This window comes from Microbispora sp. NBRC 16548 (assembly GCF_030268985.1).
Taxonomy (GTDB): Bacteria; Actinomycetota; Actinomycetes; order Streptosporangiales; family Streptosporangiaceae; genus Microbispora; species Microbispora catharanthi.
In genome coordinates this window covers 107,396-132,870 of the sequence record NZ_BSSF01000014.1, presented here as the reverse complement: position 1 = coordinate 132,870, position 25,475 = coordinate 107,396, and the positions used below count along the sequence as shown (strand labels likewise).

General features: G+C 73.0%; 21 protein-coding genes. 10 read left to right on the top strand and 11 right to left on the bottom strand.

Features of this window, described 5'->3' with window-relative positions; translation table 11 throughout:
• Positions 1-40 precede the first annotated feature (40 nt).
• A complete protein-coding gene (locus QSK36_RS32720; protein WP_285785042.1) occupies positions 41-724 on the bottom strand; it encodes a response regulator in 684 nt (227 codons plus the stop codon).
• Entirely contained in the window at positions 721-1,887 is a 1,167-nt protein-coding gene (locus QSK36_RS32715; protein WP_183532705.1) for a sensor histidine kinase, read from the bottom strand. The genes QSK36_RS32720 and QSK36_RS32715 overlap by 4 nt, the downstream gene beginning before the upstream one ends.
• Positions 1,888-2,065: 178 nt before the next feature.
• Here QSK36_RS32715 and QSK36_RS32710 point away from each other — a divergent pair, with 178 nt between their 5' ends.
• Positions 2,066-2,728 (top strand): DUF4386 family protein, encoded by a 663-nt coding sequence (locus tag QSK36_RS32710; protein ID WP_183532703.1) that lies wholly within the window; start codon positions 2,066-2,068, stop codon positions 2,726-2,728.
• A 56-nt stretch (positions 2,729-2,784) separates the two neighbouring features.
• Here QSK36_RS32710 and QSK36_RS32705 read toward each other — a convergent pair whose 3' ends face one another.
• From QSK36_RS32705 to QSK36_RS32690, 4 genes are all read right to left on the bottom strand, one after another.
• Positions 2,785-6,099 carry an ATP-binding protein gene (locus QSK36_RS32705; protein WP_285785041.1) on the bottom strand — a complete coding sequence of 1,105 codons (3,315 nt, stop codon included), beginning with the start codon at positions 6,097-6,099 and terminating at the stop codon, positions 2,785-2,787.
• A gap of 82 nt (positions 6,100-6,181) precedes the next feature.
• On the bottom strand, positions 6,182-7,501 hold the full coding sequence (locus tag QSK36_RS32700; RefSeq protein ID WP_285785040.1) for an amidohydrolase family protein: 1,320 nt from the start codon (positions 7,499-7,501) through the stop codon (positions 6,182-6,184).
• 116 nt (positions 7,502-7,617) lie between these two features.
• Positions 7,618-9,210: a monocarboxylate uptake permease MctP gene (gene mctP, locus QSK36_RS32695; protein ID WP_285785039.1), complete on the bottom strand. Its 1,593-nt coding sequence runs from the start codon at positions 9,208-9,210 to the stop codon at positions 7,618-7,620.
• Positions 9,207-9,428, bottom strand: coding sequence for a DUF3311 domain-containing protein (locus QSK36_RS32690; protein ID WP_205826108.1), 222 nt, complete (start codon positions 9,426-9,428; stop codon positions 9,207-9,209). The genes mctP and QSK36_RS32690 overlap by 4 nt, the downstream gene beginning before the upstream one ends.
• 336 nt (positions 9,429-9,764) lie before the next feature.
• On the opposite strand from QSK36_RS32690, the gene QSK36_RS32685 reads away from it, so the two are divergent.
• Both QSK36_RS32685 and QSK36_RS32680 read left to right on the top strand, forming a co-directional pair.
• Complete coding sequence (locus QSK36_RS32685) at positions 9,765-10,292, top strand: DUF1697 domain-containing protein (protein WP_285785038.1); 528 nt, start codon at positions 9,765-9,767, stop codon at positions 10,290-10,292.
• 40 nt (positions 10,293-10,332) lie between these two features.
• Positions 10,333-11,961 carry an ABC-F family ATP-binding cassette domain-containing protein gene (locus QSK36_RS32680; protein WP_285785037.1) on the top strand — a complete coding sequence of 543 codons (1,629 nt, stop codon included), beginning with the start codon at positions 10,333-10,335 and terminating at the stop codon, positions 11,959-11,961.
• Between the two features lie 63 nt (positions 11,962-12,024).
• Here the strand turns inward: QSK36_RS32680 and QSK36_RS32675 are convergent, their stop codons facing one another.
• Positions 12,025-12,522, bottom strand: a complete 498-nt coding sequence (locus QSK36_RS32675; protein ID WP_285785036.1) for an NUDIX domain-containing protein — start codon at positions 12,520-12,522, stop codon at positions 12,025-12,027.
• A 44-nt stretch (positions 12,523-12,566) separates the two neighbouring features.
• Positions 12,567-14,240, bottom strand: coding sequence for a CocE/NonD family hydrolase (locus tag QSK36_RS32670; protein ID WP_285785035.1), 1,674 nt, complete (start codon positions 14,238-14,240; stop codon positions 12,567-12,569).
• Positions 14,241-14,522: 282 nt separating this feature from the next.
• Here QSK36_RS32670 and QSK36_RS32665 point away from each other — a divergent pair, with 282 nt between their 5' ends.
• Positions 14,523-16,658 (top strand): anthranilate synthase component I, encoded by a 2,136-nt coding sequence (locus QSK36_RS32665; RefSeq protein WP_285785034.1) that lies wholly within the window; start codon positions 14,523-14,525, stop codon positions 16,656-16,658.
• 58 nt (positions 16,659-16,716) lie between these two features.
• On the top strand, positions 16,717-17,943 hold the full coding sequence (locus tag QSK36_RS32660; RefSeq protein ID WP_285785033.1) for an amidohydrolase family protein: 1,227 nt from the start codon (positions 16,717-16,719) through the stop codon (positions 17,941-17,943).
• A gap of 13 nt (positions 17,944-17,956) precedes the next feature.
• Here QSK36_RS32660 and QSK36_RS32655 read toward each other — a convergent pair whose 3' ends face one another.
• Positions 17,957-18,382 carry a nuclear transport factor 2 family protein gene (locus QSK36_RS32655; RefSeq protein ID WP_139577953.1) on the bottom strand — a complete coding sequence of 142 codons (426 nt, stop codon included), beginning with the start codon at positions 18,380-18,382 and terminating at the stop codon, positions 17,957-17,959.
• Between the two features lie 119 nt (positions 18,383-18,501).
• Between QSK36_RS32655 and QSK36_RS32650 the strand changes: the two genes are divergently transcribed.
• On the top strand, positions 18,502-19,314 hold the full coding sequence (locus QSK36_RS32650) for a TetR/AcrR family transcriptional regulator (RefSeq protein WP_285785032.1): 813 nt from the start codon (positions 18,502-18,504) through the stop codon (positions 19,312-19,314).
• Positions 19,315-19,400: 86 nt separating this feature from the next.
• Entirely contained in the window at positions 19,401-20,183 is a 783-nt protein-coding gene (gene thyX / locus QSK36_RS32645; protein ID WP_183532692.1) for an FAD-dependent thymidylate synthase, read from the top strand.
• A 123-nt stretch (positions 20,184-20,306) separates the two neighbouring features.
• On the opposite strand, the gene QSK36_RS32640 is transcribed toward thyX, so the two are convergent.
• Positions 20,307-21,383 carry a WD40/YVTN/BNR-like repeat-containing protein gene (locus QSK36_RS32640; RefSeq protein ID WP_285785031.1) on the bottom strand — a complete coding sequence of 359 codons (1,077 nt, stop codon included), beginning with the start codon at positions 21,381-21,383 and terminating at the stop codon, positions 20,307-20,309.
• A gap of 80 nt (positions 21,384-21,463) precedes the next feature.
• On the bottom strand, positions 21,464-22,648 hold the full coding sequence (locus QSK36_RS32635) for a globin domain-containing protein (RefSeq protein ID WP_285785030.1): 1,185 nt from the start codon (positions 22,646-22,648) through the stop codon (positions 21,464-21,466).
• 296 nt (positions 22,649-22,944) lie between these two features.
• On the opposite strand from QSK36_RS32635, the gene QSK36_RS32630 reads away from it, so the two are divergent.
• The 3 genes from QSK36_RS32630 to QSK36_RS32620 all read left to right on the top strand — a co-directional run bounded on the left by QSK36_RS32630 (position 22,945) and on the right by QSK36_RS32620 (position 25,467).
• Positions 22,945-23,643, top strand: a complete 699-nt coding sequence (locus tag QSK36_RS32630) for a gamma-glutamyl-gamma-aminobutyrate hydrolase family protein (protein ID WP_285785029.1) — start codon at positions 22,945-22,947, stop codon at positions 23,641-23,643.
• A 106-nt stretch (positions 23,644-23,749) separates the two neighbouring features.
• Positions 23,750-24,679, top strand: a complete 930-nt coding sequence (locus QSK36_RS32625; protein ID WP_285785028.1) for an alpha/beta hydrolase — start codon at positions 23,750-23,752, stop codon at positions 24,677-24,679.
• Positions 24,676-25,467, top strand: coding sequence for an enoyl-CoA hydratase/isomerase family protein (locus QSK36_RS32620; protein ID WP_285785027.1), 792 nt, complete (start codon positions 24,676-24,678; stop codon positions 25,465-25,467). Before QSK36_RS32625 ends, QSK36_RS32620 begins: the two co-directional genes overlap by 4 nt.
• Positions 25,468-25,475 lie beyond the last annotated feature (8 nt).

Genomic DNA, 25,475 nt, shown 5'->3' with positions numbered 1-25,475 from the left:
CCGCCACTCAACGTCCACTTGCGGCCCACTCCCGGCGGCGTCAGCGTGTCGTGAAGGGGAGGTCGGACGCGCCGGGACGCACGAGGCCCTCCTCGTACGCGAGGACGACGGCCTGGACGCGGTCGCGCAGGCCGAGTTTGGCGAGCAGGTGGGTGATGTGCGTCTTCACCGTCGCCTCGGACAGGTGCAGCTCACGCGCGATCTCCGCGTTCGTCAGCGCTCTCGCCATGGCGCGGAGCACGTCGGTCTCGCGTTCGGTCAGCCTCGCCAGCCGCTCGCCGGGCACTCCCGTAGTGACGGGCTGTTGAGCGAATCGCTCGATCAGCCGGCGGGTCACCGAGGGGGCGAGCAGGGCCTGCCCGGCGGCGACGGTGCGGACGGCCGGGGCGAGCTGGTCGGCGGGCGTGTCCTTGAGGAGGAATCCGCTGGCCCCCGCGCGCAGCGCGGCGTAGACGTACTCGTCGAGGTCGAACGTGGTGAGCATCAGGACCCGCAGCGGGGCGGAGTCGCCGGCGAGCAGCCGGCGGGCGGCGGCGAGCCCGTCGAGGTGCGGCATCCGGACGTCCATCAGCACGACCTCCGGCCGCAGTCGCAGGCACGCCTCGACCGCTTCGAGTCCGTCGTTCGCCTCGGCGATCACCTCGATGTCGCCGTCGTTCTCGAGGATGGCGCGGAACCCGCCGCGGACGAGCGCCTGGTCGTCGGCGATGACGACGCGGATCATGCGGCAGGCTCCGGCAGCGGGAGGGTGGCGCGCACGAGGTAGCCGCCGCCGGCCCGGGGGCCCGCCTCGAGCCGCCCGCCGAACAGCGCGACCCGTTCCCGCATCCCGACGAGCCCGTGCCCCGCCCCCGCCCGGGCCAGCACGGGCCGCCGTCCGTCGGCGTTGCACACCTGCAGGTCCAGGCGGCCCTGGCCGTAGCCGATGCGGACCGTGGCCGTGGTCGGCCCGGCGTGCTTGAGCGCGTTGGTCAGCGCCTCCTGCACGATCCGGTATGCCGACAGGTCCAGGCCCGGCGGTAGGTCGCGTCGTACGCCGTGGACCTCCAGGAGCACGTCGAGACCGGACGCCCGCAGCTGCGCGAGCAGGTCGTCGATCCCGGCCAGGCCCGGCTGCGGGTCCACGGCGGTCGCCTCGTCGTCGGCGCGGAGCACCCCGAGCAGCTGCCTGAGCTCGCCCAGCGCCTCCCGCCCGCTCTCCTCCACCACGCGCAGCGCCTCCTCCGCGGCGGCGGGATCCCGACGCAACCGCAGCCGGGCCGACCCGGCCTGCACCACCATCACGCTCACGCTGTGTGCGACGACGTCGTGGAGTTCGCGGGCGATGCGGGCCCGCTCGGCGGCCGCGGCGGCCTGTTCGCGCAGCGCCGCCGACTCGGCCAGGGTCAGCAGGTCGTCCCCGAGCAGCTCGTGCCGGCGCTGCCAGCTCCGCATCACCTGCCCGCCCGCCCACCCGACGCCGAACACGCCGGTGGAGAACGCCACCTCGTTGAGGCTGCGGAAGACCGGGAGGGCAGTGGCGACCAGCCCGACGGTCACGGCCGGCACCAGCAGCGCCCACCGGTCCCGTGGCGGAGCGGCGTGACGGGAGGCGCTGTAGACCGCCACGTCGAGGGTCATCGGCCCGCCCCAGAACGGGATGCTGCGGTCGACGACGAGCGTCGGCAGGGCCATCGCCAGCCCGACCAGCACCAGGACCGTCAGCGGGGCACGCCGCCGCCAGATCAGCGGCAGCGGGATCAGCGCGGCCAGTACCGCGCTGACGGCGTACGGCGCGCTGCCCAGGTAGCCGACGCTGCCATACCGCACTTCGACCTGACCCACGACGACCAGCGCCAGCGCCAGCGCCGCGTCCGCTGGCCGGCCACGCACCCGATCACGCCACACGCCCGTCAGTGTAGGCAGGCCGGTGACGCCCCTACATCGGCCGGAGGTCGGTCCCCGCCGTCGATCGAAGGTCGTAGCCGCGCCCCCCGGAGTCTGCGCGCCACGGCCGATCCGCAGAAGCCCCGCGGGCTCCTACCGTTCGGCCATCACCAGCCGGACGAACCGAAAGGACACGCACATGACCACCAGTGAGACGAGCCCCCGGCTGCTGGCGGGCTCGATGACCGCGGCGGCGGTCTGCCTCGTGCTCGGACATCTGTGGAACACGCCCTCGACGCTGCCGGCCGCCGACTACGTCAACGAGGTCACCCAGGCCCACGGCAGGTTCGCCGCCGCCACACTGCTCACCTCGATCGCGGCGGTGCTGCTGGCGCCCGCGGCGTACGGGATCGGCCGGCTCGCCGGCGAGCGCAGCCCCCGGCTCGCGGCCGTCGGCTCGACGCTCGCGGCCGTCGGCGCGGCCGGCCTCGCCGTCGGCGCCTCCACCATCGGGTTCACCATGGGCATGCTCACGGCGCACGACCCCGCGCTCGCACGGAAGGTCTACGACATGGCCTCGGACGACGCCTTCATCGGCGTGCCCTTCTATCTGGCCCCCCTGTTCACCGTGGGGATGCTGGTGCTCGCCGCCGCGCTGATCCACACCCGCGCGACGCCGCTCTGGCAGCCCGTCCTGCTCGTCGTCGCGGCGGTCGCGGCATTCGGCGCTCCGGCTGGCGGGGTCGCCGGTGCAGCCGGGCACGCGCCGCTCGCCGTCGCACTGGTGGCGTTCGCCGCCACCCTGTGGCGCGGCGGCAGGGTGGTCGTGGGACAGCCCGCGGCGTCGCCGGCCGCGGGCTGAGCACGGGTCAGGGCACGGATCAGGGCGCAGGTCAGGGGCACAGCTCAGGGCACAGCTCAGGGCGCGACCTGGTCCCGCTCGCGGGCGATCCGGGTGGCCCACCAGGTCAGCCCGGCCGCCGCGCAGCGCTTGGCGGCCGTGTCCAGATGCGCCCGCGCCGTCTCCGGCCCGGCCGCCCGGCCCAGGTAGGCCATCCGCCCCAGGTAGTAGCCGACCGGCCCGGCGCAGAACGTGCCCGCCCCGAAGGCGATCCTGTCCTCGTACGGCAGGAGCCTGCGATAGGTCAGGGCGCACGCTTCGTGGTCGTCGGCGACGATCTGGGCCTCGCCCAGCAGGCACAGCCCGGGCAGCTCGCCGAAGTCGCGCGGCAGCGGGTGCCAGCCCTGCTCGCGCGCCGCCTCAGCCGCCGTGCGGTCGCCCCGCCAGTCGCCGATGAGCACGCCCATCACCTGCCGGTGGGCGGGGAAGGGGGAGTAGTGCGCCATCAGTTCCTCGGCGCCGTCGAAGTCCCGCATCGCGAAGTGCCGGGTGAGCAGCGCCGAGGAGAGCGTGCTGCTCGTGTGCCACAGGTTGAGCCGCTCACCGGCCTCGGCCGCCGCGGCGTACGCGTTGCCCGCGCCCTCGAAGTCCCCGTCGAGGAGGCGCCGGGTCCCGGTCCAGATGAGGTGCTGGAACCGGGGCCAGGGCAGGTTGAGCCGCTCGACCAGCACTCCCGCCCGCTCGGCGGCCCGGTCGGCGTCGGCCACGTCGAACAGGTCGATCCGGGTTCGCTCTCTGATCATGTGACCGAGCAGCTCGAACCCGGGCAGCCCGAGCCGGGTGAGCTCCTCGCCGATCGCGTCGAGCTCCGCCATGTGCTCGGGCAGCTGCACGCCCAGATACCGCGCGTTCAGGGTGATCGCCAGCAGTTCCCGGCCGGCCTCACCGGAGGCCACCAGACGGCGGGCCATCGCCAGCGCCTCGGCCGTGGCGGTGTCGCAGCGGGGGTCGGCCGAGCCGTCGTAACGTTCCATTCCCAGGCAGCCGAGCAGCCTGCAGCGTAGTTCGGAGTCCCCCTCCGGCAGCGCGGTGAGGGCGTCCTCGATGCGCCGCACGGTGTGCAGCTCGATGTCGCCATAGGTGTAGAACTTCCACAACCCCGGGGCGTCCAGGCTGGTCAGCGCCCGCGCGGCGAGCAGCGGGTCGCCCGACCTGTCGGCCGCGAGCACCGCCTCCGCCCGGGTCTGCCGTGCCGAGAAGCCGTGACCGGCGGCGAGCTGCGCGCGGACCAGTTGGAGCAGGAGCTCGACGTGCTCGCGGGGGTCCGCGCCGGGCAGCGTCCCGTGCGCCTCCACCGCCCGGCGCCACCACTGCGCGGCGTCCTCGTACGCGTGCCGTCCGGCCGCCTGCCCCGCCGTGGCCGACGCCCAGCGCACCGCGTCCGCCGCGGCGGCGGGCCCGGCGGCCAGCGCGTGCCTGGCGAGGACCGCGAGGTCGGCCCCCGGGCGCAGTTCGAGCGCCCGGAGCGCGGCCAGATGCAGCCCGGCCCGGCGGCGCGGCGGGATGTCGGCGTAGACCGTCTCCCGGACCAGATCGTGGGTGAAGCGCAGGTCCTCGTCCAGAACGCGGAGGGCGGTCGCGGCGTCGAGCGCCTCGTCCACGTCCGCGCCCGAGGCGTCCGCGACGACCTCGGCCAGCAGCCGCCGGTCCGCGCCGGTGCCGAGCACGGCCGCCGCGTCGATGGCGGGGCGGTGCCGGGCGGGCAGGTCGAGCAGGCGGCGGCGCAGGACGTCGGCCAGGCCCTCGGGCACCCCGGTGAGCGCCCTCTCGATGCCCTGGTCCTCGGCCAGCCGGAGGGTCTCGCGGATGAACAGCGGATTGCCCCGGGTGCGCTCGGCGAGCGCCGCCACGCTCGCCGCGTCGCGCAGCCCCGACAGCTCGGCGACCGCGGCGCGGTCGAGCCCGGCCAGCGGCAGGCGGAGGGCGTCGTGCCGCCCGAGCAGGCCGAGCGTGTCGTGCACCGCGGCCGGGCCCTCGCCGGACCGCACGGTGATCACGATGCAGACCGCGCCGCGCAGCAGCAACGCGAGGTCGGACAGCAGGCCCAGCGACGCCGTGTCGGCCCACTGGAGATCGTCGATCGCCACGAGCAGCGGCCGGTCGGCCGCGGCCGTCCCCAGGTACGCCGAGGTCGCCTGGTGCAGCCGGAACCGCGCCTCGCTCGCCTCGGCGGGCCGTTCTGCCCTCGGGGCGGGGCCGTCTCCCGGGGCGGCGTCGCCGAGCAGCACCCGCAGGGCGGCGGCCTGCGCGGGGGAAGGGGGGACCCGGGCGGCGAGATCCCGGACGATCTGCTGCCACGGCCACAGCGCGGGCACGCCGGAGGTCTCGTGACATCTGCCCCAGGCGATTAGCCAGCCCTCGGCGGCCCGCCGCCCGGCGAACGCCTCCGCCAGCCACGTCTTGCCGATCCCCGGCTCACCGGAGATCACCGCGATCCCCGGCCCGCGCTGGGCCACTCCCCGGGCCGCCTGGATGACCTCCCGCGCCAGCTCGTCGAGCCGGTCGAACTGCGTCCCCCGGCCGACGGCGCGCCGCTCCGGCCGGTCCGCCTCGGCCCGTGCTGCTTCGGCGCGTGCTGCTTGGACTGGCGCCGCCCGGCCCTGCCGTACGGGGGCGGGGCCGTCGAGGGCCGGGTCCTGGGCGAGGATCGCCTCCTCCAGGCGCCGCAGCGCCGGGCCGGGGTCGAGGCCGAGCTCCTCGGCCAGGTGGACCCGGGCCGTGCGCAGCGCCTCCAGGGCGTCCGCCTGCCGGCCCAGGGAGTAGAGCGTGCGGGCGAGCAGCTCCCACAGCCCTTCGCGCAGGGGATGCGCGGCCACCAGGGCCTCCAGCTCGCCCACCACGTGCGGGTCGCCCACCCTCCCGGCCAGGAGCCGCTCCCGCGTCACCAGATGCGCCTCGGCGAGCCGCTCGATCTCCGGCCGGAGCCAGGGCACGTCGCCGAACTCCTCGTACGGCATGCCGCGCCACAGGGCCAGGGCGCGTTCCGGCTCGCCTGCCTGGGCCAGGCGGACGAGCTCGTCGGCGTCCACCTCGTGCGGCCCGAGCGCGTACCCCGGAGGGCGGCTGAGGAGCACGGACGAGGGCGTGCGCGGAGCGCGGCCGGGTTCGAGCACCCGGCGCAGGTTGGAGATGTAGCTGTGCAGCGTGCTCTGGGCGCGCGGCGGCGGCGTGCCGTCGTACAGGTCGTCGAGGATCGCGTCCACCGACACGGTCGCGCCCCTGGCGATCAGCAGGCGGGCCACCAGCAACCGGGGCCGCGGCCCGCCGAGGTCGACGGGAACGCCGTCGACGTACGCCTCGACCGGGCCGAGCACCCGGAACATGACCGCCATGCCGGGATTGTGCCACGATCATCGGCCGAGACTGAGCCCTCAGGCGGAGAGCACTGCGCTTCAGGCGCAGAGCACCGTGTTCTCAGGCGCAGAGCGCCCCGGGCACGGCTTCGCGGAGGTGGGCGAGGCTCGCCGCCGCGGCGTCCATGGCCCGCCCGACCGGCCCGGTGAGCACGCCGTCCCGCTTCACGACCACGCCGTCGCAGACGACCGTGCGGACCAGCCCGGGGTGGCCGGCGAGGACGACGGCGGCGCGCGGATCGAGCATCGGCGCCATGGCGGGGGTGCCGGCCTCGACCACGATCAGGTCGGCCCGCTTGCCGGGCGTGAGGCTGCCGGTGACGGCGGACAGCCCGGCCACCGCGGCGCCGTCGGCGGTGACCATCCGCAGCAGGCCGTCGGCGGTCAGCGGCGCCGGGTCCTGCGTGAACCGGTGGTGCGCCAGGGCAGCGCGCATCTGGGTGAACATGTCTCCCGAGGTGGCGACCTCGGTGTCGGTGCTGAGGCCGGTGACGAGGCCCGCCCGCAGGAGACGGCCGGTCGCGGGCGTGCCGAGCCCGGGCATGGTCATCTCGATGAACGGCGACACGCTCGCGGTCGCGCCGGCGCCCGCTGCGGCCTTCAGTTCGTCGTCGCCGGTCGCGCTCGCGTGCACCAGCGTGATCGTCTCGTCGAGCAGGCCTTCGTCGTGCAGCCACCCGACGCTGCCCGCCTTGTCGGCGGAGCCGACGTGCATGGTGGCCCGCAGGCCGAGCTCCCGCGCGAGCAGCAGGTCACGCCGGGCGGCGGCGGGAGCCGACATCTCGGGGCCGCGCGCCGCCAGGGCCATCGTCACGCGGGCGGTGTCGTCGCGGAGCACGTCCCTGATCCGGCGGACGTCGGCGGGAAGCTCCGCGTCGCTGTGGTCGCCCACCCAGCTGAGCGGGTCGATCTGGGGCCAGCCGTAGGCGAAGACCCCGCGGATCCCGCTGTCGCGCAGCGCGGCCACGGCGGCGTCGCTGTGCTCGGGGGTGTTCTGGATGTGGGACCAGTCGACGAGTGTCGTGATCCCGGACTCCAGCGCGCCGAGCGCGCCGAGCAGGGTGCCCGCGTAGACGTCCTCGGGCCGGAAGTTCGGCCCGAGCTGGAGGAACGCGGCCCCGAGGTAGTCCATCAGGCTCCAGTCCAGCCCGATGTGACGCAGCGCGGACTGCCAGGTGTGGCGGTGGGTGTCGACCAGGCCCGGCATCACCACGCAGCCCGAGGCGTCCACGACCTCCGCCTCCGGGGACACTTCGGCGGCGGGGCCGACCGCCACGATCACGCCGTCGCGGACGACGACGTCGGCGGGGCCGTCCGGCGCCGCCGGGTCCATGCCGATCACGTGGCCGCCGGTGACGATCAGGTCGTTGGTGAGAGGCATCCTTCGCTCCTTCGTTGTTCGAGGTGATGCCTCTTTGTCCCACCGCATGCTTGTGGCCGGCTCCACGTAGCGCGCGCCGCCGCGTCAAGCCGGCCACAAGTCGGTGTGGACCCCGGTCAGGCGGCGGGCGCCGTGGTTTCCAGTTCGTGGACGCGCGGGTCGCCCTGGTCGGCGAAGTAGTCCTCCGGCCGGGTGCCGTCCGGGCCGTCGGTGCTCTTGAGGGCACGGGCCACGAAGGTCCCGAGCACGGCGACGACCAGGTTGACGATCAGCGCGAGGAACCCGGCGTACACCGTGATCTTGGTGTCGAACCCGAGCTGCGACAACGGGAAGGCCGAGCCGCCGAAGTGGGCGTGGTTGGTGGCCGGGTTGGCGATGTTGTACAGCAGCACCATCCCGGCCGCCATGCCGGCGGCCCAGCCCGCGATCAGGCCGCCCCGGTGGAACCAGCGGGTGTAGAGGCCGAGGCCCACCGACGGGAGCGTCTGCAGGATGATCACGCCGCCGATGAGCTGCAGGTCGATCGAGAACTGCGGTTCGATGAGCAGGATGCACAGCACCGCGCCGATCTTCACGACCAGCGACGCGATCTTGCTGACCGTGGCCTCCTGGGCGGCGGTGGCGTCCCGCTTGATGTACTCCTTGTAGATGTTGCGGGAGAACAGGTTGGCCGCGGCGATCGACATGATCGCGGCGGGCACGAGCGCGCCGATGCCGACGGCGGCGAAGGCCACTCCGGCGAACCAGTCGGGGAACACGTTGTCGAACAGCTGCGGCACGATCGTGTTGCTGTCCTTGCCGATCGGCTTGACCCCGGCCGCGATCGCCATGTAGCCGAGCAGGGCGATCAGGCCGAGCAGCAGGCTGTAGGCCGGCAGGGCCGACATGTTCCGCTTGATGACGTTCCGGTTCCGCGACGCGAGGATCCCGGTGACGCTGTGCGGATAGAGGAACAGCGCCAGCGCCGAGCCGAACGCGAGCGTGACGTACTGGAGCTGGTTGTTGGCGTTGAGCAGGGTGCCGTCGCCCGGAGCCGGGGTCGCGTCGAACCTCGCCTTCGCGGCGCCGAAGATCGCGTCCCAGCCGCCGAGCTTGGCCGGGATGTAGATGATCGCGACCAGGATCACCAGGTAGATCAGCGAGTCCTTGACGAACGCGATCAGCGCGGGGGCGCGCAGCCCGGACTGGTAGGTGTAGGCCGCGAGGATCGCGAACGCGATGATCAGCGGCAGGTCGCCCGTCAGTCCCATCGTCTTCAGCACCGCCTCGATGCCGACGAGCTGCAGCGCGATGTACGGCATGGTCGCGACGATGCCGGTGATCGCCACGAGCAGCGCCAGCGTCGGGGAGCCGAAGCGCACGCGGACGAAGTCGGCCGGCGTGACGAGGTTGTGCACGTGCGAGACCGACCACAGCCGGACCAGCACGAGCATCACCATCGGGTAGACGACCACCGTGTACGGCACGGCGTAGAAGCCCATGGCGCCCGCGCCGAAGATCAGGGCGGGTACGGCCACGAACGTGTAGGCCGTGTAGAGGTCGCCGCCGATCAGGAACCAGGTGATCCAGCTGCCGAAGCTGCGCCCGCCGAGACCCCACTCGTCCAGCGTGGCGAGGTCGCCGGGACGGCGCCAGCGGGCGGCGAGGAAGCCCATGCCGCTGACGACCAGGAACAGGAGGGTGAAGATGACGATTTCGGTGGTCTTCACCGGCTCCTCCTCGTCGCGCGGTAGACGAGGGTGGTGGAGGTGACGCCGAGGATGATGAAGGCGAGTTGCAGCCAGTAGAACATCGGGATGCCGAACAGCCGCGGTTCGTCGGCGTTGAACAGGGGCGGGATGAGCGGGATCACGATCGGCAGCAGGAGCAGCCAGTTCAGCGGGCTTCGGTCGGGGTTTCGGCCGCGGTCGGCGCGGGGGGTCGTCACACGTTCTCCAATCGGACACGGACCAGGCGTGCCCGGCAGATCCGCGTGACGGGGCCGTCGCGCGGACCAGCGGGACGGTTGCTCGGCGGCAGCGTAAGGACTCACAGGTCACAGGGAGATCACCGATCGCCGAACGGTCGTGTTGGCGCGCCCAGCGACGATCGGCGACTGATCGGCGAGTGACCGGCGAGTGATCGGCGGCCGACATGGCGACGACGCGGACCAGGGCGCCTTCGGCGGCGATCGCGGGGGAGGCCGCCGACCAGATGACCGCCGGATACCTGACGCGGTCTGACAGGAACGGGGGATAGCCTCCCGCCGGAAGGAGGCGATGCGATGCGATACGTGGCGCTGCTGCGCGGCATCAACGTCAACCCCGCCACCGCGGTGGCGATGGCCGATCTCAGGGCACTGCTGGAACGGCTCGGACACGGAAACGTGCGCACGCACCTGCGCAGCGGGAACGCCCTGTTCACCGCGGACGGGGACGCCGAGCCGATCGCCGCCGCGATCGAGCGTGGGATCCGGGAGGAGCTCGGCCTGTCCGTAGCGGTGATCGTCCGTACGGCTGAGCAGCTTCGCGGAGTGGTGGAGCACAACCCCCTGGAGGTCCGGGACCCCGCCCGGTTCGCCGTGGTCTTCCTGGCCCGGCCGCCCGACCGGGAGGGGCTGGCGAGCATCGATCCGGCGGCGTACGCCCCGGAGGAGATGCGGATAGGCGAGCGGGAGCTCTACATCTACTTCCCCGACGGGCTGCGGCGTCCCAAGCTGCCGCCGCTCATGGAGAAGTATTCGACCGGCCCGGCCACCATGCGCAACTGGAACACCGTCACCCGCCTGCTCTCGCTCGCCGAGGGCCTCTAGGAATACTCCTCGGCTCGGACCCAGTAGGGTCTGTGTCCTGATGAGCGCCACTCTTGTCGCGAAGGAACTCACCGCCGGGCACGGCGACCGCGTCCTGTTCACGGATCTCGATCTGGTCGTCGCGCCCGGGGACGTCGTGGGGCTGGTGGGCGTGAACGGCGCGGGCAAGTCGACGCTGCTGCGCCTGCTGGCCGGCCTCGACGCCCCCGAGCACGGCAGCGTCCGGCTCAGCCCGCCCACCGCCAACATCGGCCATCTGCCGCAGGAGCCCGAACGGCGGCCCGGTGAGACCGTCGCCGCCTTCCTCGCCCGCCGGACCGGGGTCGCCTCCGCACAGCGGGCCCTCGACGCGGCCACCGAGGCGCTCGTGAGCGGCGATCCCGGCGACGCGTACGCCGAGGCCCTTGATCGCTGGCTCGCCCTCGGCGGCGCCGACCTGGAGGAGCGGGCCGAGGAGGTGGTCGCCGACCTCGGGCTCACGGTCAGCCTGGAGCAGGAGATGACGTCCCTGTCCGGCGGCCAGGCGGCCCGGGCGGGGCTGGCCTCGCTGCTGCTCAGCCGTTACGACGTGTTCCTCCTCGACGAGCCCACCAACGACCTCGACCTCGACGGTTTGGACCGGCTCGAACGCTTCGTGACGGGGCTGCGCGCCGGGACCGTGGTCGTCAGTCACGACCGCGAGTTCCTCGCCCGCACGGTGAACAGGGTGGTCGAGCTCGACCTGGCCCAGCAGCAGGTCCGCGCGTACGGCGGCGGTTACGACGCCTTCCTGGAGGAGCGCGAGGTCGCCCGCAGGCACGCACGCGAGCAGTACGAGGAGTACGCCGAGACCAGGACGTCTCTGGAAGCCCGCGCCCGGGCCCAGCGCGCCTGGATGGAGAAGGGCGTCAAGAACGCGCGCCGCAAGGCCACCGACGGGGACAAGATCGGGCGGAAGTTCCGCACCGAGGCGACGGAGAAGCAGGCGGCCAAGGCCCGGCAGACCGAGAGACTGATCGAGCGGATGGACGTCGTCGAGGAGCCGCGTAAGGAGTGGGAGCTGCGGATGGAGATCGCCGCCGCGCCTCGCTCCGGGGCCGTGGTCGCGACGTTGCGCGGCGCGGTCGCGCGACGTGGCGCCTTCACGTTCGGGCCCGTCGACCTGCAGATCGACTGGGCGGACCGGGTCGCGATCACCGGTGCGAACGGCTCGGGCAAGAGCACCCTGCTCGGCGTGCTGCTCGGCCGGGTGCCCCTCGACGAGGGGACGGCGGCGCTCGGCCCCAGTGTGGTCGTCGGCGAGGTCGACCAGGCCCGCGCCCTCTTCGAAGGCGACGAGCCGCTGCTCGACGCGTTCGGCGCGCTCGTCGACCTGCCGCCCGCCGACGTCCGCACGCTGCTGGCCAAGTTCGGCCTGCGAGCCGACCACGTGCTCCGGCCGGCGGCCACGCTGTCGCCGGGCGAGCGCACGAGGGCGGCCCTCGCTCTGCTGCAGGCCCGTGGGGTCAACCTGCTCGTCCTGGACGAGCCCACCAACCACCTCGACCTTCCGGCGATCGAACAGCTGGAGTCCGCGCTCGCCTCGTACACGGGGACCCTGCTGCTCGTCACCCACGACCGGCGCATGCTGAAGGCCGTCCACACGACACGCCGCATCGTCGTCGAGGCCGGCCGGATCCACGAAGGCTGAAAGCCCGGCCGCGTACGCGCGTCAGAGCGGCCGCCGGGGCGAAGCGATCCGGTGCTCCCACGCTCACGACGATCGGGCGGAGCCGAAGTAGCGGGCAACCACCCGCGTGTGCAGCGGGAACGCCAGCTCCTGAGGGCCGTCGATCACCAGCCACTCGCTGGTCTCCGCGGTGCGCGCGACCGGCGGGAGGGCGTCCGCGGTCGTCCGCGGCCCGAGGCCGAAGATCAGCACGGTGCCGTCGGGCGCGCTGACCGCGTCGAACAGCCGCACGCCGGCCGCGTCGACGACGACGCCCGTCTCCTCGCGGAGCTCCCGTACGGCGGCCTGCTGCCAGGACTCGCCGATGTCGATGAAGCCGCCGGGGAGGGCGAGCAGGCCGCGGTGCGGCTCGACGTCCCGGCGGACCACGAGAAGGCCGTCGTCCACCGGAAGCACCATGACCGCGACCGGCAGGGGGTTGAGATAGCTGGTGCCGCCGCACTCCTGGCAGGTCCTCGGCCAGGGCAGGCCGGGCGCGTAGGCCGCTCCGCAGAAGGAGCAGTGGGAGTTCCTGATCGCCACGATCGCGAGGGTAGCAACGCCCGCCGGAACGGTCGTGGGCCGGCTCAGGGCAGCGCGGGGAGGATCACGGCCGAGGGATGGCGGGAATCGTGCAGGATCTCCTGGTCGGAGGCGACCATCGGGGTGCCCGCCGTCAGCGGCGCGCCGGTGCCCGGGTTGCGCGCGATGCGCGGATAGGCACCGCTCGCCACCTGCACCCGGATGCGGTGCCCGCGGCGGAACCTGTGGCCGATCGGCCACAGGTCGATCTCCACCCGGCGCACGCCGTCCTCGTCGCCGCGGTCCGCGGGGGTCAGGCGGCGCACGCCCTCGCAGACGTTCATCGACGTGCCGTCGGGATGCACGTCGCACACCCGTACGACGAGGTCGGTGTGCTCCCTGCCGGTGCGCACGAACAGCTCGGCGCTCACCGGGCCGATCATGTCGGTGTCCCGGCCGAGCACGTCCGAGGTGTAGACGAGCACGTCACGCCGGGCCTCCAGACGGCGGTTGTCCCTCGGCTCGGAGTTGCCGATCAGCACCGGGCCGCCGATCACGGGCGTGGGGTGCGCGGGGTCGTAGCGGTAGCGGTCCGGCTCGCCGCCCGCCGGGTTGTCCCGCGACAGGGCGAAGCCCGGCTGCAGGTGCCAGCGCTCGCGCCGCATGAGAGGCGGCGGCCAGTCGGGTTCGTCCCGCCACTCGCCCGCGCCGGTGACGTACAGCCGGACGGGGGAGGTGCGCAGCCCCGACGGGTCGCCGAGCAGGTGGGCGCGGAACCAGGCAAGAGCGTCGGCGTTGGCGGCCCGCCCATGGCGGACGTCGGCGTGATACCACGGCCCGATGGTCAGGTGCGGCTGCCGCCCGGCCGCCCGCAGCGCCGCGTAGTCCTTGAGCTGCCAGGGCAGGAACACGTCGTACCAGCCGCCGGTCATCGTGATCTCCGCGCCGACCTGCCCCACCGACGCGGAGAAGTCCGCCTTGTCCCAGTACGAGCAGAGGGTCTCGCCATGGTGGGCCAGCAGTTCGCGGAAGAACGGCAGCGGCCTGCCCGCCGACAGCAGGTCGAGCTCGGGCAGCGGGCGGCCCGACAGCACGGCCCGCCGCGTACGCCGGGGCGCGGTGAACGCGGCGACGCCCCCCAGCCTGCCGTCCAGATGCGCGGTGAGCGTCGTCCAGATCAGCGTCGACTCCAGCGCGAACGACCCTCCGACGTACGCCGCGTCCCGGAAGCACGAGGCGGTCACCTGGACGGCCATCGCCCGCAGGTCGGGCGTCTCCGCCGCGATCGCCCACTGGGTGTAGCCGAGATAGGAGGGCCCGTGCATGGCGAAGCTGCCGCCATACCACGACTGCGCCCGCATCCACTCGACCGTCGCCAGGCCGTCCTCCTGCTCGTGGACCAGGGGATCGAGCCGCCCGCCGGAGCCGAAGCCGCCCCGGCAGCTCTGCAGCAGCACCTGGAACCCGTGCCGGGCGAAGGTCCAGCCGTACATCCAGCCGACCACTCCGCCCCTGCCGTACGGCGTGCGGATCAGGATCGTCGGGGGCCGGTCGGTGCCGACGGGCGCGTAGTGATCGGCCAGGAGCGTCACGCCGTCCGGCATCGGCACGGGCATGTCACGGCGGACCCGGACCCGGCGGCCCTGTGGCCCGTTCGAACTCCCGCTCGTACCCCTCAGCTCGCCCAGCCCTCCCGGGCCGTGGCGATGCACAGGCAGGCGGGCCGGCACGCGGACCATGCCCCCTCCTTCCCCGGCCTCGGGCGGATCGCCTCGTGCCGAGAGTGAGGTTTCCCTACCAGTAACAGAATATCTATCCGCTGTTCGCCCTTCCAGTCATGCCGCGTTGCATGATCGCGGTTTCCGCCGCTACCCTTGACGCATGCGAACTCATGCACCCTCCCAGTGGTGGCGCCGCTGACAGGCGGCGTTTTCGCATTCGCGTCGAATAGACCGGCCGCCCCATGAGTGGCGGCCTTCTGTGTGTCCGCCCCGGGGCATACGAAAAAAGGGGCGTGGACAGTGGAGATCAGCGGATATACCACGGCCGGCGGCATCGCGGTCGAGCGCCGGGTGCGCGAGGTGCCCGAGGAGGCGCTGGAGCAGATCGTCACGTCGCTGGGGGAGCGGCGCGGCGGGGCCTTCTCATCCGGCATGGACTACCCGGGCAGGTACAGCAGGTGGGCGTTCGGCTACGTCGATCCCTGCCTTGAGATCGTGGCGCGGGGGCGGCGCATCTCCGCACGCGCGCTCAACGAGCGCGGACAGGTCGTGCTGCCCGTTGTCGCCTCCTGCCTGCTGGCGGCCGGCAAGCCGGTGGCCGAGCCGGCCCACGGCTACGTCGAGGTGCACGTCCCGGAGTCCGAGGACCTGCTGCCCGAGGAGATGCGCAGCCGCAGGCCCACCGTCTTCACCGCCATCCGCGAGATCATCGCGGCCTTCCGGTCCGACGACCCGCACCTCGGCCTGTACGGCGCCTTCGGCTACGACCTGGCCTTCCAGTTCGAGCCGATCCGCTACCGCCTGACCCGCCCCGGCGACCAGCGCGACCTGGTGCTGCACCTGCCCGACCGGCTCGTCGTGATCGACCGGGTCCGCGAGACAAGCGTCGAGCACTGCTACGAGTTCACCGTGGACGGCGTCTCCACCAGCGGCCTCGAGCGCACCGGCGAGACGATCCCCCTGGCCGCGCCCCGCGAGATCCCGCCGAACCCGGTGCCGGGGACCTACGCCGAGGTCGTCGCCAAGGCCAAGGAGAAGTTCCAGCGCGGCGACCTGTTCGAGGTCGTCCCCGGCCAGGTCTTCCACGGCGCCTGCGCCGACCCGTCCGCCTTCTACCGTTCGCTGCGCACCGAGAACCCGGCGCCGTACGAATTCCTGCTCAGCCTCGGCGACGGCGAGCACCTGGTCGGCGCCTCGCCGGAGATGTACGTCCGGGTGACCGGCGACCGGGTCGAGACCTGCCCGATCTCCGGCACCATCGCCCGCGGGGCCAACCCCGTCGAGGACGCCGAGGCGATCCGCACGCTCCTGTCCAGCGTGAAGGAGGAGTCGGAGCTGACCATGTGCACGGACGTGGACCGCAACGACAAGTCGCGGATCTGCGTGCCGGGCAGCGTCCGGGTGATCGGCCGCCGCCAGATCGAGATGTACTCCCGGCTCATCCACACCGTCGACCACATCGAGGGCCGCCTGCGCCCCGAGTTCGACGCCCTCGACGCGTTCCTCACCCACATGTGGGCCGTCACCGTCACCGGCGCCCCCAAGACGTGGGCCATGCAGTTCATCGAGGACCACGAGGAGACCACCCGGCGCTGGTACGGCGGCGCGGTCGGCTTCATCGGCTTCGACGGCTCGATGAACACCGGCCTCACCCTGCGCACCGCGCAGATCCGCGACGGTGTCGCCACCGTGCGCGCCGGGGCCACGCTGCTGTACGACTCCGACCCCGAGGCCGAGGAGCGGGAGACCGAGCTCAAGGCCAGCGCCCTCCTCGGCGCGCTCGCCGCGTCCGCCCGTCCCCGGGAGGAGGCGCGGACGGAGCCCCGCGCCGACCTGCCGGGCGAGGGCCACCGCGTGCTGCTCGTGGACCACGAGGACTCCTTCGTCAACACGCTCGCCGACTACTTCCGCCAGCAGGGCGCGTCGGTGGTCACGCTGCGGCACGGGTTCCCACTGGAGAAGCTGGACGAGATCGCGCCCACGCTCGTCGTGCTGTCGCCCGGGCCCGGCTGGCCGTCCGACTTCGGCTGCTCGGCGCTGATCGAGGCGCTGTACGCCCGGAGGCTCCCGGTGTTCGGGGTGTGCCTGGGCCTGCAGGCCATGATCGAGCAGGCGGGCGGCACGCTCGAACTGCTGCCCTACCCGGAGCACGGCAAGCGCGGCCGGGTCCGCCGCGAGGGAGACAGCGCGCTGCTCGACGGCCTGCCCGGCGAGTTCGTCGCGGCCCGCTACCACTCCGTGCACGCCAAGGAGCCGGGAGTCAAGGGCTTCCAGGTCACCGCGTACACGCCGGACGGCGCGGCCATGGCGATCGAGGACGCCGAGAACCTGCGCTTCGGCGTGCAGTTCCACCCCGAGTCGATCCTGACCACGCAGGGCGGGGCCGGAGCGCGGATCATCGCCAACGTCCTGCGGCTTTGCGCACGCCATGGCTGAGTAAAGGGGCCGTTTAGGGCGGTGCCGGCGCGGCGGGGGAGCCGTAGAGTCCACTGCCGTGCCGGAGCCGAGATCCCACGACATGCTGCCCGTACCCCTTCCCGACGCGGTGCGGGCCGCCCTGCTCGCGCCCATGGTCGACCAGCACTGCTGCGGCGTGCGCAGAGACGACACCACCAGGTCGGGATTCGAGCAGCTCATCGGCGAGGGCGGCACGCCCGCGCCGCCCGGCACCACGCACTTCGACACCCCGGCCGGCGCCGCCATCCGCCGTTGGTGCGCGCCGGTCCTCGGCCTGGAGCCGCACGCCTCGCCCACCGTCTACCTGTCGCGCCGCGCCGAACTCGGCGCGGCCGAGGTCAACCGGCGGCTGCTGCGCGGCGCCGGGGTGTCGGCCTTCCTCGTCGACACCGGGCCCGACGTCCCCGCGCTGCTCTCGCCCGCCGAGATGGGGCGTCTCGGCTCGGCCGCCGCCGACGAGATCGTCCGGCTGGAGCAGGCCGAGCAGGACGTCGCCGAGGCCGGGCTGCCCGCCGCCGACTACGCCGGGATGCTGCGAGACGAGCTCGCGGTCCGCGCCGCCCGCGCCGCCGCGCTCAAGTCGGTCGCGGCGCACCACTGCGGCCTCGGCTTCGACCCCTCCAGGCCCTCGCGCGGCAGCGTGATCGCGGCGGCCGGCCGCAGGCTCGCCGACCCCAAGTCGCGCCTGGACGACCCCGTCCTCGTACGGCACCTGCTCTGGGCGGCGGTCGACGTCGCCAGAGAGCGGGGCCTGCCGCTGCAGTTCCACTGTGGTCTATCCGGCGGTGGTCTGTCCGGCTGGGGCCTGTCCGGCGGTGGGCTGTCCGGTGGTGCGCTGCCCGGCATCGGGGCCGGCCACCTGACCGATCCCGCACTGCTGACCGGGTTCGTCCGTGCCCTCGCCCCTCTCGGGGTGCCGGTCGTCCTGTTGCACTGCTACCCCTACCACCGCCAGGCGGCGCACCTCGCGGGCGTCTTCCCGCATGTGTACGTGGACGCCGGGCCCGCCGTCGCCCACACCGCCGCCGGCTCCGCCCACGTCCTGCGCGAGCTGCTCGAACTCGTCCCGTTCCACAAACAGATGTACGGCTCCGGCTGCCATGGCGCCGCCGAGCTGTGTTTCCTTGCCGCGCTCTGCCACCGCCGCGGCCTGGCCCGCGTGCTCGCCGACCGGATCGCCGAAGGCGAGTGGAGCCCTGCCGACGCCGCCCGGATCGCTCACATGATCGGCTCGGGCAACGCCCGCCGCGTCTACCGGCTGTGATCGTCGAGCCGGCTCACTGCCTGATCGCTTCGGCCAGCTCGTCGCGGAACTCGGCCCCGGCCAGGGGGTTGGCGTAGTCGCGCGAGTGCACGATCAGGCCGTCCCTGATGCGCATCACCATGACGTAGGAGAAGACGAAGGGCCGGCCGGACCTCGTCATGGACCCGTGGAGGTCGTACTCCACGATGACGACCTCCGGGTCGCGGGTCTCGTGGACGACGACGGGAGCGGCCTTCTCGAACCGCCGCAGCGGTGCGGCGGCCTTGAACCGGGCGCGGAACAACTCCCGCCCCTGTGATCGGGCGGGGACGCCCTCGGGCGCGAAGGGGATCTCGACCATCGCGTCCGGGGCGTACAGGTCGGCGAGGTCGTCCCAGGCGTTGGCGGCCGAGGCGCGCAGGAAGCGGTCGACGATCTCGCGGGGGGAGGGCGTGCTCATGGAACTCCTTCAGGGAAGCCCGGCCGTGCGGCGGCCGCGGATAGAATCGGAACGATCGGCCCGGTTGGGACGTTACGGAACGGTCGCCCCGGTTGTCAACGCGGGCGAAGGAGGAGCACATGTCCGACGACGACGGTCGCGTCGGCGCCGCGCCCGCGCGGGCGGACGCGCGGCGCAACCGGGGGCGCGTGCTGGGGGCGGCGCAGCGTGCCTTCGCGGAGCTCGGCCTCGCGGTGCCGCTCGACGAGATCGCGCGGCGCGCGGGAGTGGGAGCCGGCACGGTCTACAGGCATTTCCCGAGCAAGGAAGCCCTGTTCGAGGCCGTGGTGCTGGAGCGCCTGAAACGGCTCGCCGAGGAGGTCCTCGCCCTGGCCGCTTCGCCTCGTCCAGCCGAGGCCTTCTTCCACGCCGTCCGCCTCACGGTCGAACGGGCGGCGCTGAACAAGGCGCTGTGCGACGCCCTGTCCGCCGGGGTGGACCTGCGCCTCGCCGCGCCGGTCCGGGAGGAGTACGCGGCCGCCCTCGGCGTGCTGCTCGACCGGGCCCAGCGGGCCGGCGCCGTACGGCCGGACGTCGACGCGGCCGACATGCAGGCGCTCCTCGCCGGTTGCCTGGCGATGGAGGGCAGGCCGGGTCGCGCCCCCGGACGGGCGACGGCGATCGTCCTCGACGGGCTGCGTCCCTCCCCGGCGGGCGGGCGTCCTCCGCTCCCCGCCGTAACGAAACTTCCTCCCGATCTGTCACGGAACTCGGTTGCGGGTGTGGCCGGCGGTAACGGAACTGACGGCGCGGACGGATCCGGAGAGGAGGATGGACCGCGCTGCCCGGAGTGTGGTCGGCCCCTCCGGCTCTCCCGCACGGGGCGGCCGGCCCGGTTCTGCGGCCCCGCATGCCGGCAGAAGGCGCACCGCCGCCGGGCCGCCGCGCGCTGAGGCGGGCGGGGGCCGGGTCGCGATCGTGGGCCTGAGCTGGTTTGCTTGGACGGTCACCCATCGGCACCACTTCACGGGGAATGTGAATGCGCAGCGTCGAGCCCGAGGTCTTCCTCGTCGCCAAACCGTCCGTCGACTACGACGAACTGGCCCGCTACCTCCACGAGATCGGCGGGGAGAGCTGGCTTGAGCGGCTGGAGCGGGGCGAGTTCGACGCCCAGAACCTCGCCGAGTTCGCCGGACGACTGTGCTACCGGTCGTTCGAGCCGGGCCTGAACCCGAACGTCACGAGGGTGCGCACCGACCAGGAGGCGTACCTGCGCAACATCCTGGCCAGCGCGCACGGCAGCGTCCTGGAGCACCTCAGCTTCAGCTTCGTGCTGCACAACGTCTCGCGGGTGCTCACCCACGAGCTGGTACGGCACCGGCCCGGGGTCGCGATCTCGCAGGAGTCGCTGCGGTTCGTCCGGCTGAGCGACATCCCGTTCTGGTTCCCCGAGTGGGCGCGGGAGGACGCCGAGCTGATGAAGCGGGCGACCGAGATGCTCGACCGGATGGAGGAGTTCCAGAACTGGATGGCGGCCCACTTCGGGCTGGACGAGGACGGTGTGCCGTTCGCGGAGAAGAAGCACCGCACCTCGTTCATGCGCCGCTTCGCGCCCGAGGGCGTCGGGACCGGCCTGGTCTGGACGGCCAACGTGCGCACCCTGCGGCACACGATCGAGGCCCGTACGGCCGCGGGAGCCGAGGAGGAGATCCGCCTCGTCTTCAACCGCATCGGGGAGATCATGCAGGAGGAGGCCCCGGCCCTGTTCGGCGACTACGTCGTCGAGGACGGCGCCTGGGTTCCCGGCTACCGCAAGGTCTGAGCCATCGAGGCCTGCCTCGTCGGAGGTCGGGCCCCGAAGGGCCAGTGAGGTCTGATCCGCGGAGGTCGTGAACCGCCGCCCCGCGGTCGCCCGGAAGGGCGCCGCGGGGTCAGTGGCGGCGGGTCAGAGCACGGCGGCCCGCACGCACAGCACGTCGGGCAGGTGACGGGCGATCAGCGACCAGGTCTCGCCCGCGTCGGCCGAGCCGTACACCTCGCCGTCCCTGGCGCCGAAGAACACCCCGGCGGGCCCGGCGGACATCGCGTCCCTGAGCACCGAGGCGTGCACCGGGCCCTCGGGCAGCCCGGCGGAGTGTCCGTGCCACGTGGCCCCGGCGTCGTCGCTGCGGAACACCTGGTATCGGTGGCCGAGCGGCGTCCGGTCGACGTCACCGTGCAGCGGGAAGACGTACAGCCTGTCCGGGTCGTCCGGATCGACCGCGATCGGGAACCCGAAGTCGGAGGGCAGGCCGGACCCGATCTCGGTCCAGGAGTCGCCGAAGTCGTCGGACCGGTAGACCCCGAAGTGGTGCTGCAGGTAGAGCCGCTCGGGCGCCGCGGGATGCTGCGTCACCTTGTGCACGCACTGGCCGAACTCGGGATACTGTGCGCCCTCGGGAAGGAAGGGCGCGCGGATGTTCTTGTTGGACGGCCGCCAGGTGGCCCCCGCGTCGTCGCTGCGGAAGAACCCCACGGCCGAGGCGGCGACCCCGATGCGCCGCGGGTCGGAGGGGTGGGGGATCACGGTGTGGAGGCACAGGCCGCCGCCACCGGGCTGCCACTGGGGCCGGGTGGGATGGTCCCACAGGCCGTCGACCATGGTGTAGGTGGCCCCGCGGTCCTCCGACCGGAACAGCGCGGCGGGCTCGGCGCCCGCCCAGACCACGTCCGGCTCGGACGGCGACGGCTGTAGCTGCCAGACCCGGGCCAGTGCGGCCCCGGTGCGCTCGGGGAAGGCGACCGGCGGGGTCGTCGCCTCCTCCCAGGTCTCGCCGAGGTCGTCGGACCACATCACCGACGGGCCGAAGTGGCCGTACTCGATGCCGGCGAGGAGGCGGGGCGTGCTCCCGCGGGTGTCGATCGCGACCGAGTGGATCGCGATCGTGGAGAACCGCACGGGCTCGACCTCGAACGAGCCGCCTTCCGAGGAGCGCGCGAGGAACAATCCCTTGCGAGTACCGATCGCGAGCAGTGCGGTCATATGTCCTCCCTGTGTCGATTTCGATTATGTTTTCGATTCGAATCCTGCCAGGAAAGCGTCCACGTCGCCCGCCGTTCCGGTCAAGCCTCGCTCTGCGCTGCTCGGCCTTGCGCTGTGCTGCTCAGCAGCGTGTCGCTCCGCACTGTGTCGCTCCGCACTGTGTCGCTCTGTATCGGGTCGCGGTGGATCCGCGCGAGCGGCACCCCCGAGATCTGCAGGCGCCGTACGGTCTCGTTGACCATCGCGGTCGGCCCGCAGACGTACGCCTCGTGGTCGGCCCAGGAGTGGAACCTCTCGACCACGTCGGGGAGCCGGCCGCGCATTCCGTCGTAGGCCGGGTCGTCGGAGACCGCCGGCACGACCCGCAGCCAGGGGAAACTGGCCTCCATCCTCGCCAGGTCCGGCATGTCGTACAGATCGCACGCGCGGCGGACGCCGAACAGCAGGTGGATGTTCGGGCGGTCGCCGGAGGCGATGACGTGCTCGATGACGGCCTTGAGCGGCGCGAGGCCGGTGCCGCCGGCGACGCAGAGGAGGTCGCGATCGGACTCGGGCGGCGTCATCGTGCCCACCGGCGGGCCGAGCAGGAGCTGGTCGCCGATACGGGTGTGGCGGACCAGTGCGGTGCTCACCCAGCCGCCCGGCACGGCGCGCACGTGCAGGCGGAGCGTGCCGTCCGCGCGGGGCGCGTTGGCGATGGAGAACCGCCGCCACACCCGTGGCCACCTCGCCGTCTGGACCGTGACGTACTGCCCGGGGACGAAGTCCATGCGCTGCGAGGGCCGCAGCGTGAGCACCGCGATGTCCCGGGTGCGCGGCTCGTGGTCGATCACCTCCGCCAGCCACCAGGCGGGCGTGGTCTCCGCGGTGGCGGCGTCGATCATGATCTTCGCCGCCATGTCGTACGCCTCGGTCCAGGCGGCCTCGATCTCGTCGGTCCAGATCTCGGCGGCGAAATGCCTGATCGTTGCGAGAAGTGCGCTTCCCACGGCTCTGTAGTGCTCGGGGGACACGCCGTACTTGCGATGGTCCCGCCCTAGCTGGGCGAGATAGGACGCCAGCCCCTCGGGGCTGTCGAGCATCCAGACGACCCTCGTGAGCGCGTTGAACAGCCGGTCGCGCTGCACCTCCATGCCCGGCGGGAACATGCCCCGCATGTGCGGGCACTGCGTGAACAGTCGTCCGTAGAAGTACCCCGCGGCCTTCCCGGCGACGGGCTCGACGACCGAGAAGCTCTCCTTGACGAGGCGTGGATTCAGAGGCATCAGTTGTGTCCCACCCTAGGGACCGGAAGCGTGCTCCGGTCTGTCGATCCACCTCCCTGACGGCTCCGGGTGACGAGCGCCGGCGGCCCCGGCTCGACCGATCGCTCAACGGGGAGTGTTCCACTCGCTCTCGGGCGTCACAACCGATTCCCCGCAAGGCAACCGACTGTGAACACTTCGTTATTTGTCGTGACGCCCCCCACTGTGACTGGTGTGACTGATGTGAAAACTGACAAAAAGGAAAACGATCTGCGCCATGATGGGCCTGCCTGCTCGCACACCCCCAGGAGATGGCCATGGCGCGTCCCATCGTCGGCATCACCACCTATCTCGAGGCCGCGCGCTGGGGCACGTGGGTCCGTGAGGCGGCGGTCTCACCACAGGCGTACGCGCGGGCGGTGGAGAAGGCGGGCGGCGCGCCCGTCCTGCTGCCGCCGCTGAGCCCCGTGTCCGCCGGCGACTATGTGCGACGCCTGGACGCGGTCGTCCTCGCCGGGGGCGTGGAGGTCGATCCTGCGCTGTACGGCGAGGTCCCGGCGGGGGAGCCGGACGACGACGGGCTCGGCGGGCCGCAGCCGCAGCGCGACCGGTTCGAGACCGCGCTGGCGCAGGCGGCGGTGGAGGCGGAGGTGCCGCTGCTGGCGATCTCGCGCGGCATGCACGTGCTCAACGTCGCCCAGGGCGGCACGCTGATCACATCTCTGCGGGAGGCCGTCGGCCACGACCGTCACGAGACGGCCGCGCACGTGGTCACCGTCAGCGTGTCGAGCAAGGTCGGCAAGGCCGTGGGCGACCGCGCGGAGGTGACCGGCGCGCACCGCCGGGCCGTCCGGCGGCTCGGCACCGGCCTGATCGCGGTGGCCTGGGCGGACGACCAGATCGTCGAGGCCGTCGAACTCCAGGGGCACCGGTTCGCGGTCGGCGTCCAATGGCATCCCGAGCGCGGCGCGGACAACCGCCTGGTGGAGGCCCTGGTGGACGCGGCCCGCCCCTGACCCGTACGGACCGTTTCCCGGAGGCGGCGCGGGCGCCGGTCGGCCGGGCGAGCGCGCCGCGGCCGCTTCGGCGGTTGTGTCGGCGGGCGCTGTTACTGTGCGGGGCATGGCGTTGCATCCCCAGGCGGAGTCCTATCTCAAGCTGTTCCCCTCGGACCTCGGCGTGGACATCGCCTCCCTCACCCGTGAGCAGATCGCCCAGCTGCGGTCCCTGGACGGGATGGTGGAGCAGCGCGGGCCGAGGATCGACCTGCCTGCGGTCAGGGACGAGACGGCGGCCGGGGTGCCGGTCCGGATCTACCGCCCGGAGCCGGGCGAGCATCCGCTGCCGGTGCTGGTCTACTTCCACGGCGGCGGCTGGGTCTTCGGCAGCGTCGAGCGCAACGACGCCCTCGGCCGCGACTTCGCCCACAGGACCGGAGCGGTCGTCGTCTCGGTGGACTACCGTCTCGCGCCCGAGCACCCGTTCCCCGCGGCCGCCGAGGACGCCTTCGGCGTGGTCCGCGACGTGCACGCCCGCCCGGCGTTCTACGGCGCGGACGCGCGCAGGGTGGCGGTCGTCGGCGACAGCGCCGGGGGCAACCTCGCGGCGGTGGCGGCCTGGCTGGCCAGGGACGCCGGGCTCCGGCTCGCCCACCAGGCGCTGATCTGCCCGGTCATCGACGTCGCCGCCGACACGCCCAGCTACCGGGCGTACGGGAAGGGGTTCGGGCTCGACGCGGCGGAGATGAGGTGGTTCATCGAGCAGTACGCCGGTGGCGCCGACCCCCGCGATCCCCGGCTCGCGCCGATCCACCTGCCGGACAAGTCGGGCCTGGCACCCGCGACGGTGATCACGGCGGAGTGCGACCCGCTGTGCGACGAGGGCGCGGCCTACGCGCGGGCGCTCGCCGAGGCGGGCGTCCCCGTGGAGCACCGCTGCTTCGAGGGCGCGCTGCACGGCTTCCTCGGCCTGCCCGGGTTCTTCGACCAGGCGCTGGAGGGCCGCGACTACCTCGCCGCCAGGATCAGGGACGCCTTCGGGAGCGCGTCGTGAGGGAGTACGAGAAGCTGAAGGTCGGCTGGGCGGCGGACGGCGTCCTGCGCGTCGTGATCAGCGAGCCGTCCCGGCGCAACGCCGTCGACCGCACCGGTCACCGCGAGCTGGCCGAGATCTGGCGCGACGTGGACCGCGACGACGACGTCAGGGCGGTGATCGTGCGCGGGGAGGGCGAGGCGTTCTCGGCGGGCGGCGACCTGTCGATGATCGAGGAGATGATCCGCGACCACGCCACGCGCCTGGAGGTCTTCGCCGAGGCCCGCGACATCGTCTACAACGTGCTCAACTGCTCGAAGCCCGTCGTCTCGGCGATCCAGGGCCCGGCGGTGGGGGCGGGGCTGGCCGTCGCGCTTCTGGCCGACATCTCGGTGGCCGGGCGGACGGCCCGCATCATCGACGGCCACACCCGGCTGGGCGTCGCGGCGGGTGACCACGCGGCGATCATCTGGCCGCTGCTGTGCGGGATGGCCAAGGCCAAGTATCACCTGCTGCTGTGCGAGCCGGTCACCGGCGAGCAGGCCGAGGCGATGGGGCTGGTGAGCCTGTGCGTCGACGACGACCAGGTCCACGACAGGGCGCTGGACATCGCGACGCGGCTGGCCGCCGGGTCGGCCGAGGCGATCCGGCTGACCAAGTACGCGCTGAACAACTGGCTGCGCATGGCCGGGCCGTCGTTCGACGCCTCGCTGGCCATGGAGTTCCTCGGCTTCACCGGCCCCGACGCCGCCGAGGGCGTGCTGGCCCTGCGGGAGAAGCGCCCGCCCCGGTTCCGGCCGGAGTCGTGAGGAGAAGC

Bases quoted from the DNA above. Each gene is read 5' to 3' on its own strand.
- QSK36_RS32650 (WP_285785032.1), top strand. From the start codon at position 18,502: ATGTCCGACGACGACGGTCGCGTCGGCGCCGCGCCCGCGCGGGCGGAC.
- QSK36_RS32630 (WP_285785029.1), top strand. From the start codon at position 22,945: ATGGCGCGTCCCATCGTCGGCATCACCACCTATCTCGAGGCCGCGCGC.
- QSK36_RS32635 (WP_285785030.1), bottom strand. From the start codon at position 22,648: ATGCCTCTGAATCCACGCCTCGTCAAGGAGAGCTTCTCGGTCGTCGAG.
- QSK36_RS32685 (WP_285785038.1), top strand. From the start codon at position 9,765: ATGCGATACGTGGCGCTGCTGCGCGGCATCAACGTCAACCCCGCCACC.
- QSK36_RS32625 (WP_285785028.1), top strand. From the start codon at position 23,750: ATGGCGTTGCATCCCCAGGCGGAGTCCTATCTCAAGCTGTTCCCCTCG.
- QSK36_RS32700 (WP_285785040.1), bottom strand. From the start codon at position 7,501: ATGCCTCTCACCAACGACCTGATCGTCACCGGCGGCCACGTGATCGGC.
- QSK36_RS32705 (WP_285785041.1), bottom strand. From the start codon at position 6,099: ATGGCGGTCATGTTCCGGGTGCTCGGCCCGGTCGAGGCGTACGTCGAC.
- QSK36_RS32670 (WP_285785035.1), bottom strand. From the start codon at position 14,240: ATGGTCCGCGTGCCGGCCCGCCTGCCTGTGCATCGCCACGGCCCGGGA.
- QSK36_RS32720 (WP_285785042.1), bottom strand. From the start codon at position 724: ATGATCCGCGTCGTCATCGCCGACGACCAGGCGCTCGTCCGCGGCGGG.
- thyX (WP_183532692.1), top strand. From the start codon at position 19,401: ATGCGCAGCGTCGAGCCCGAGGTCTTCCTCGTCGCCAAACCGTCCGTC.
- QSK36_RS32655 (WP_139577953.1), bottom strand. From the start codon at position 18,382: ATGAGCACGCCCTCCCCCCGCGAGATCGTCGACCGCTTCCTGCGCGCC.
- QSK36_RS32710 (WP_183532703.1), top strand. From the start codon at position 2,066: ATGACCACCAGTGAGACGAGCCCCCGGCTGCTGGCGGGCTCGATGACC.
- QSK36_RS32640 (WP_285785031.1), bottom strand. From the start codon at position 21,383: ATGACCGCACTGCTCGCGATCGGTACTCGCAAGGGATTGTTCCTCGCG.
- QSK36_RS32680 (WP_285785037.1), top strand. From the start codon at position 10,333: ATGAGCGCCACTCTTGTCGCGAAGGAACTCACCGCCGGGCACGGCGAC.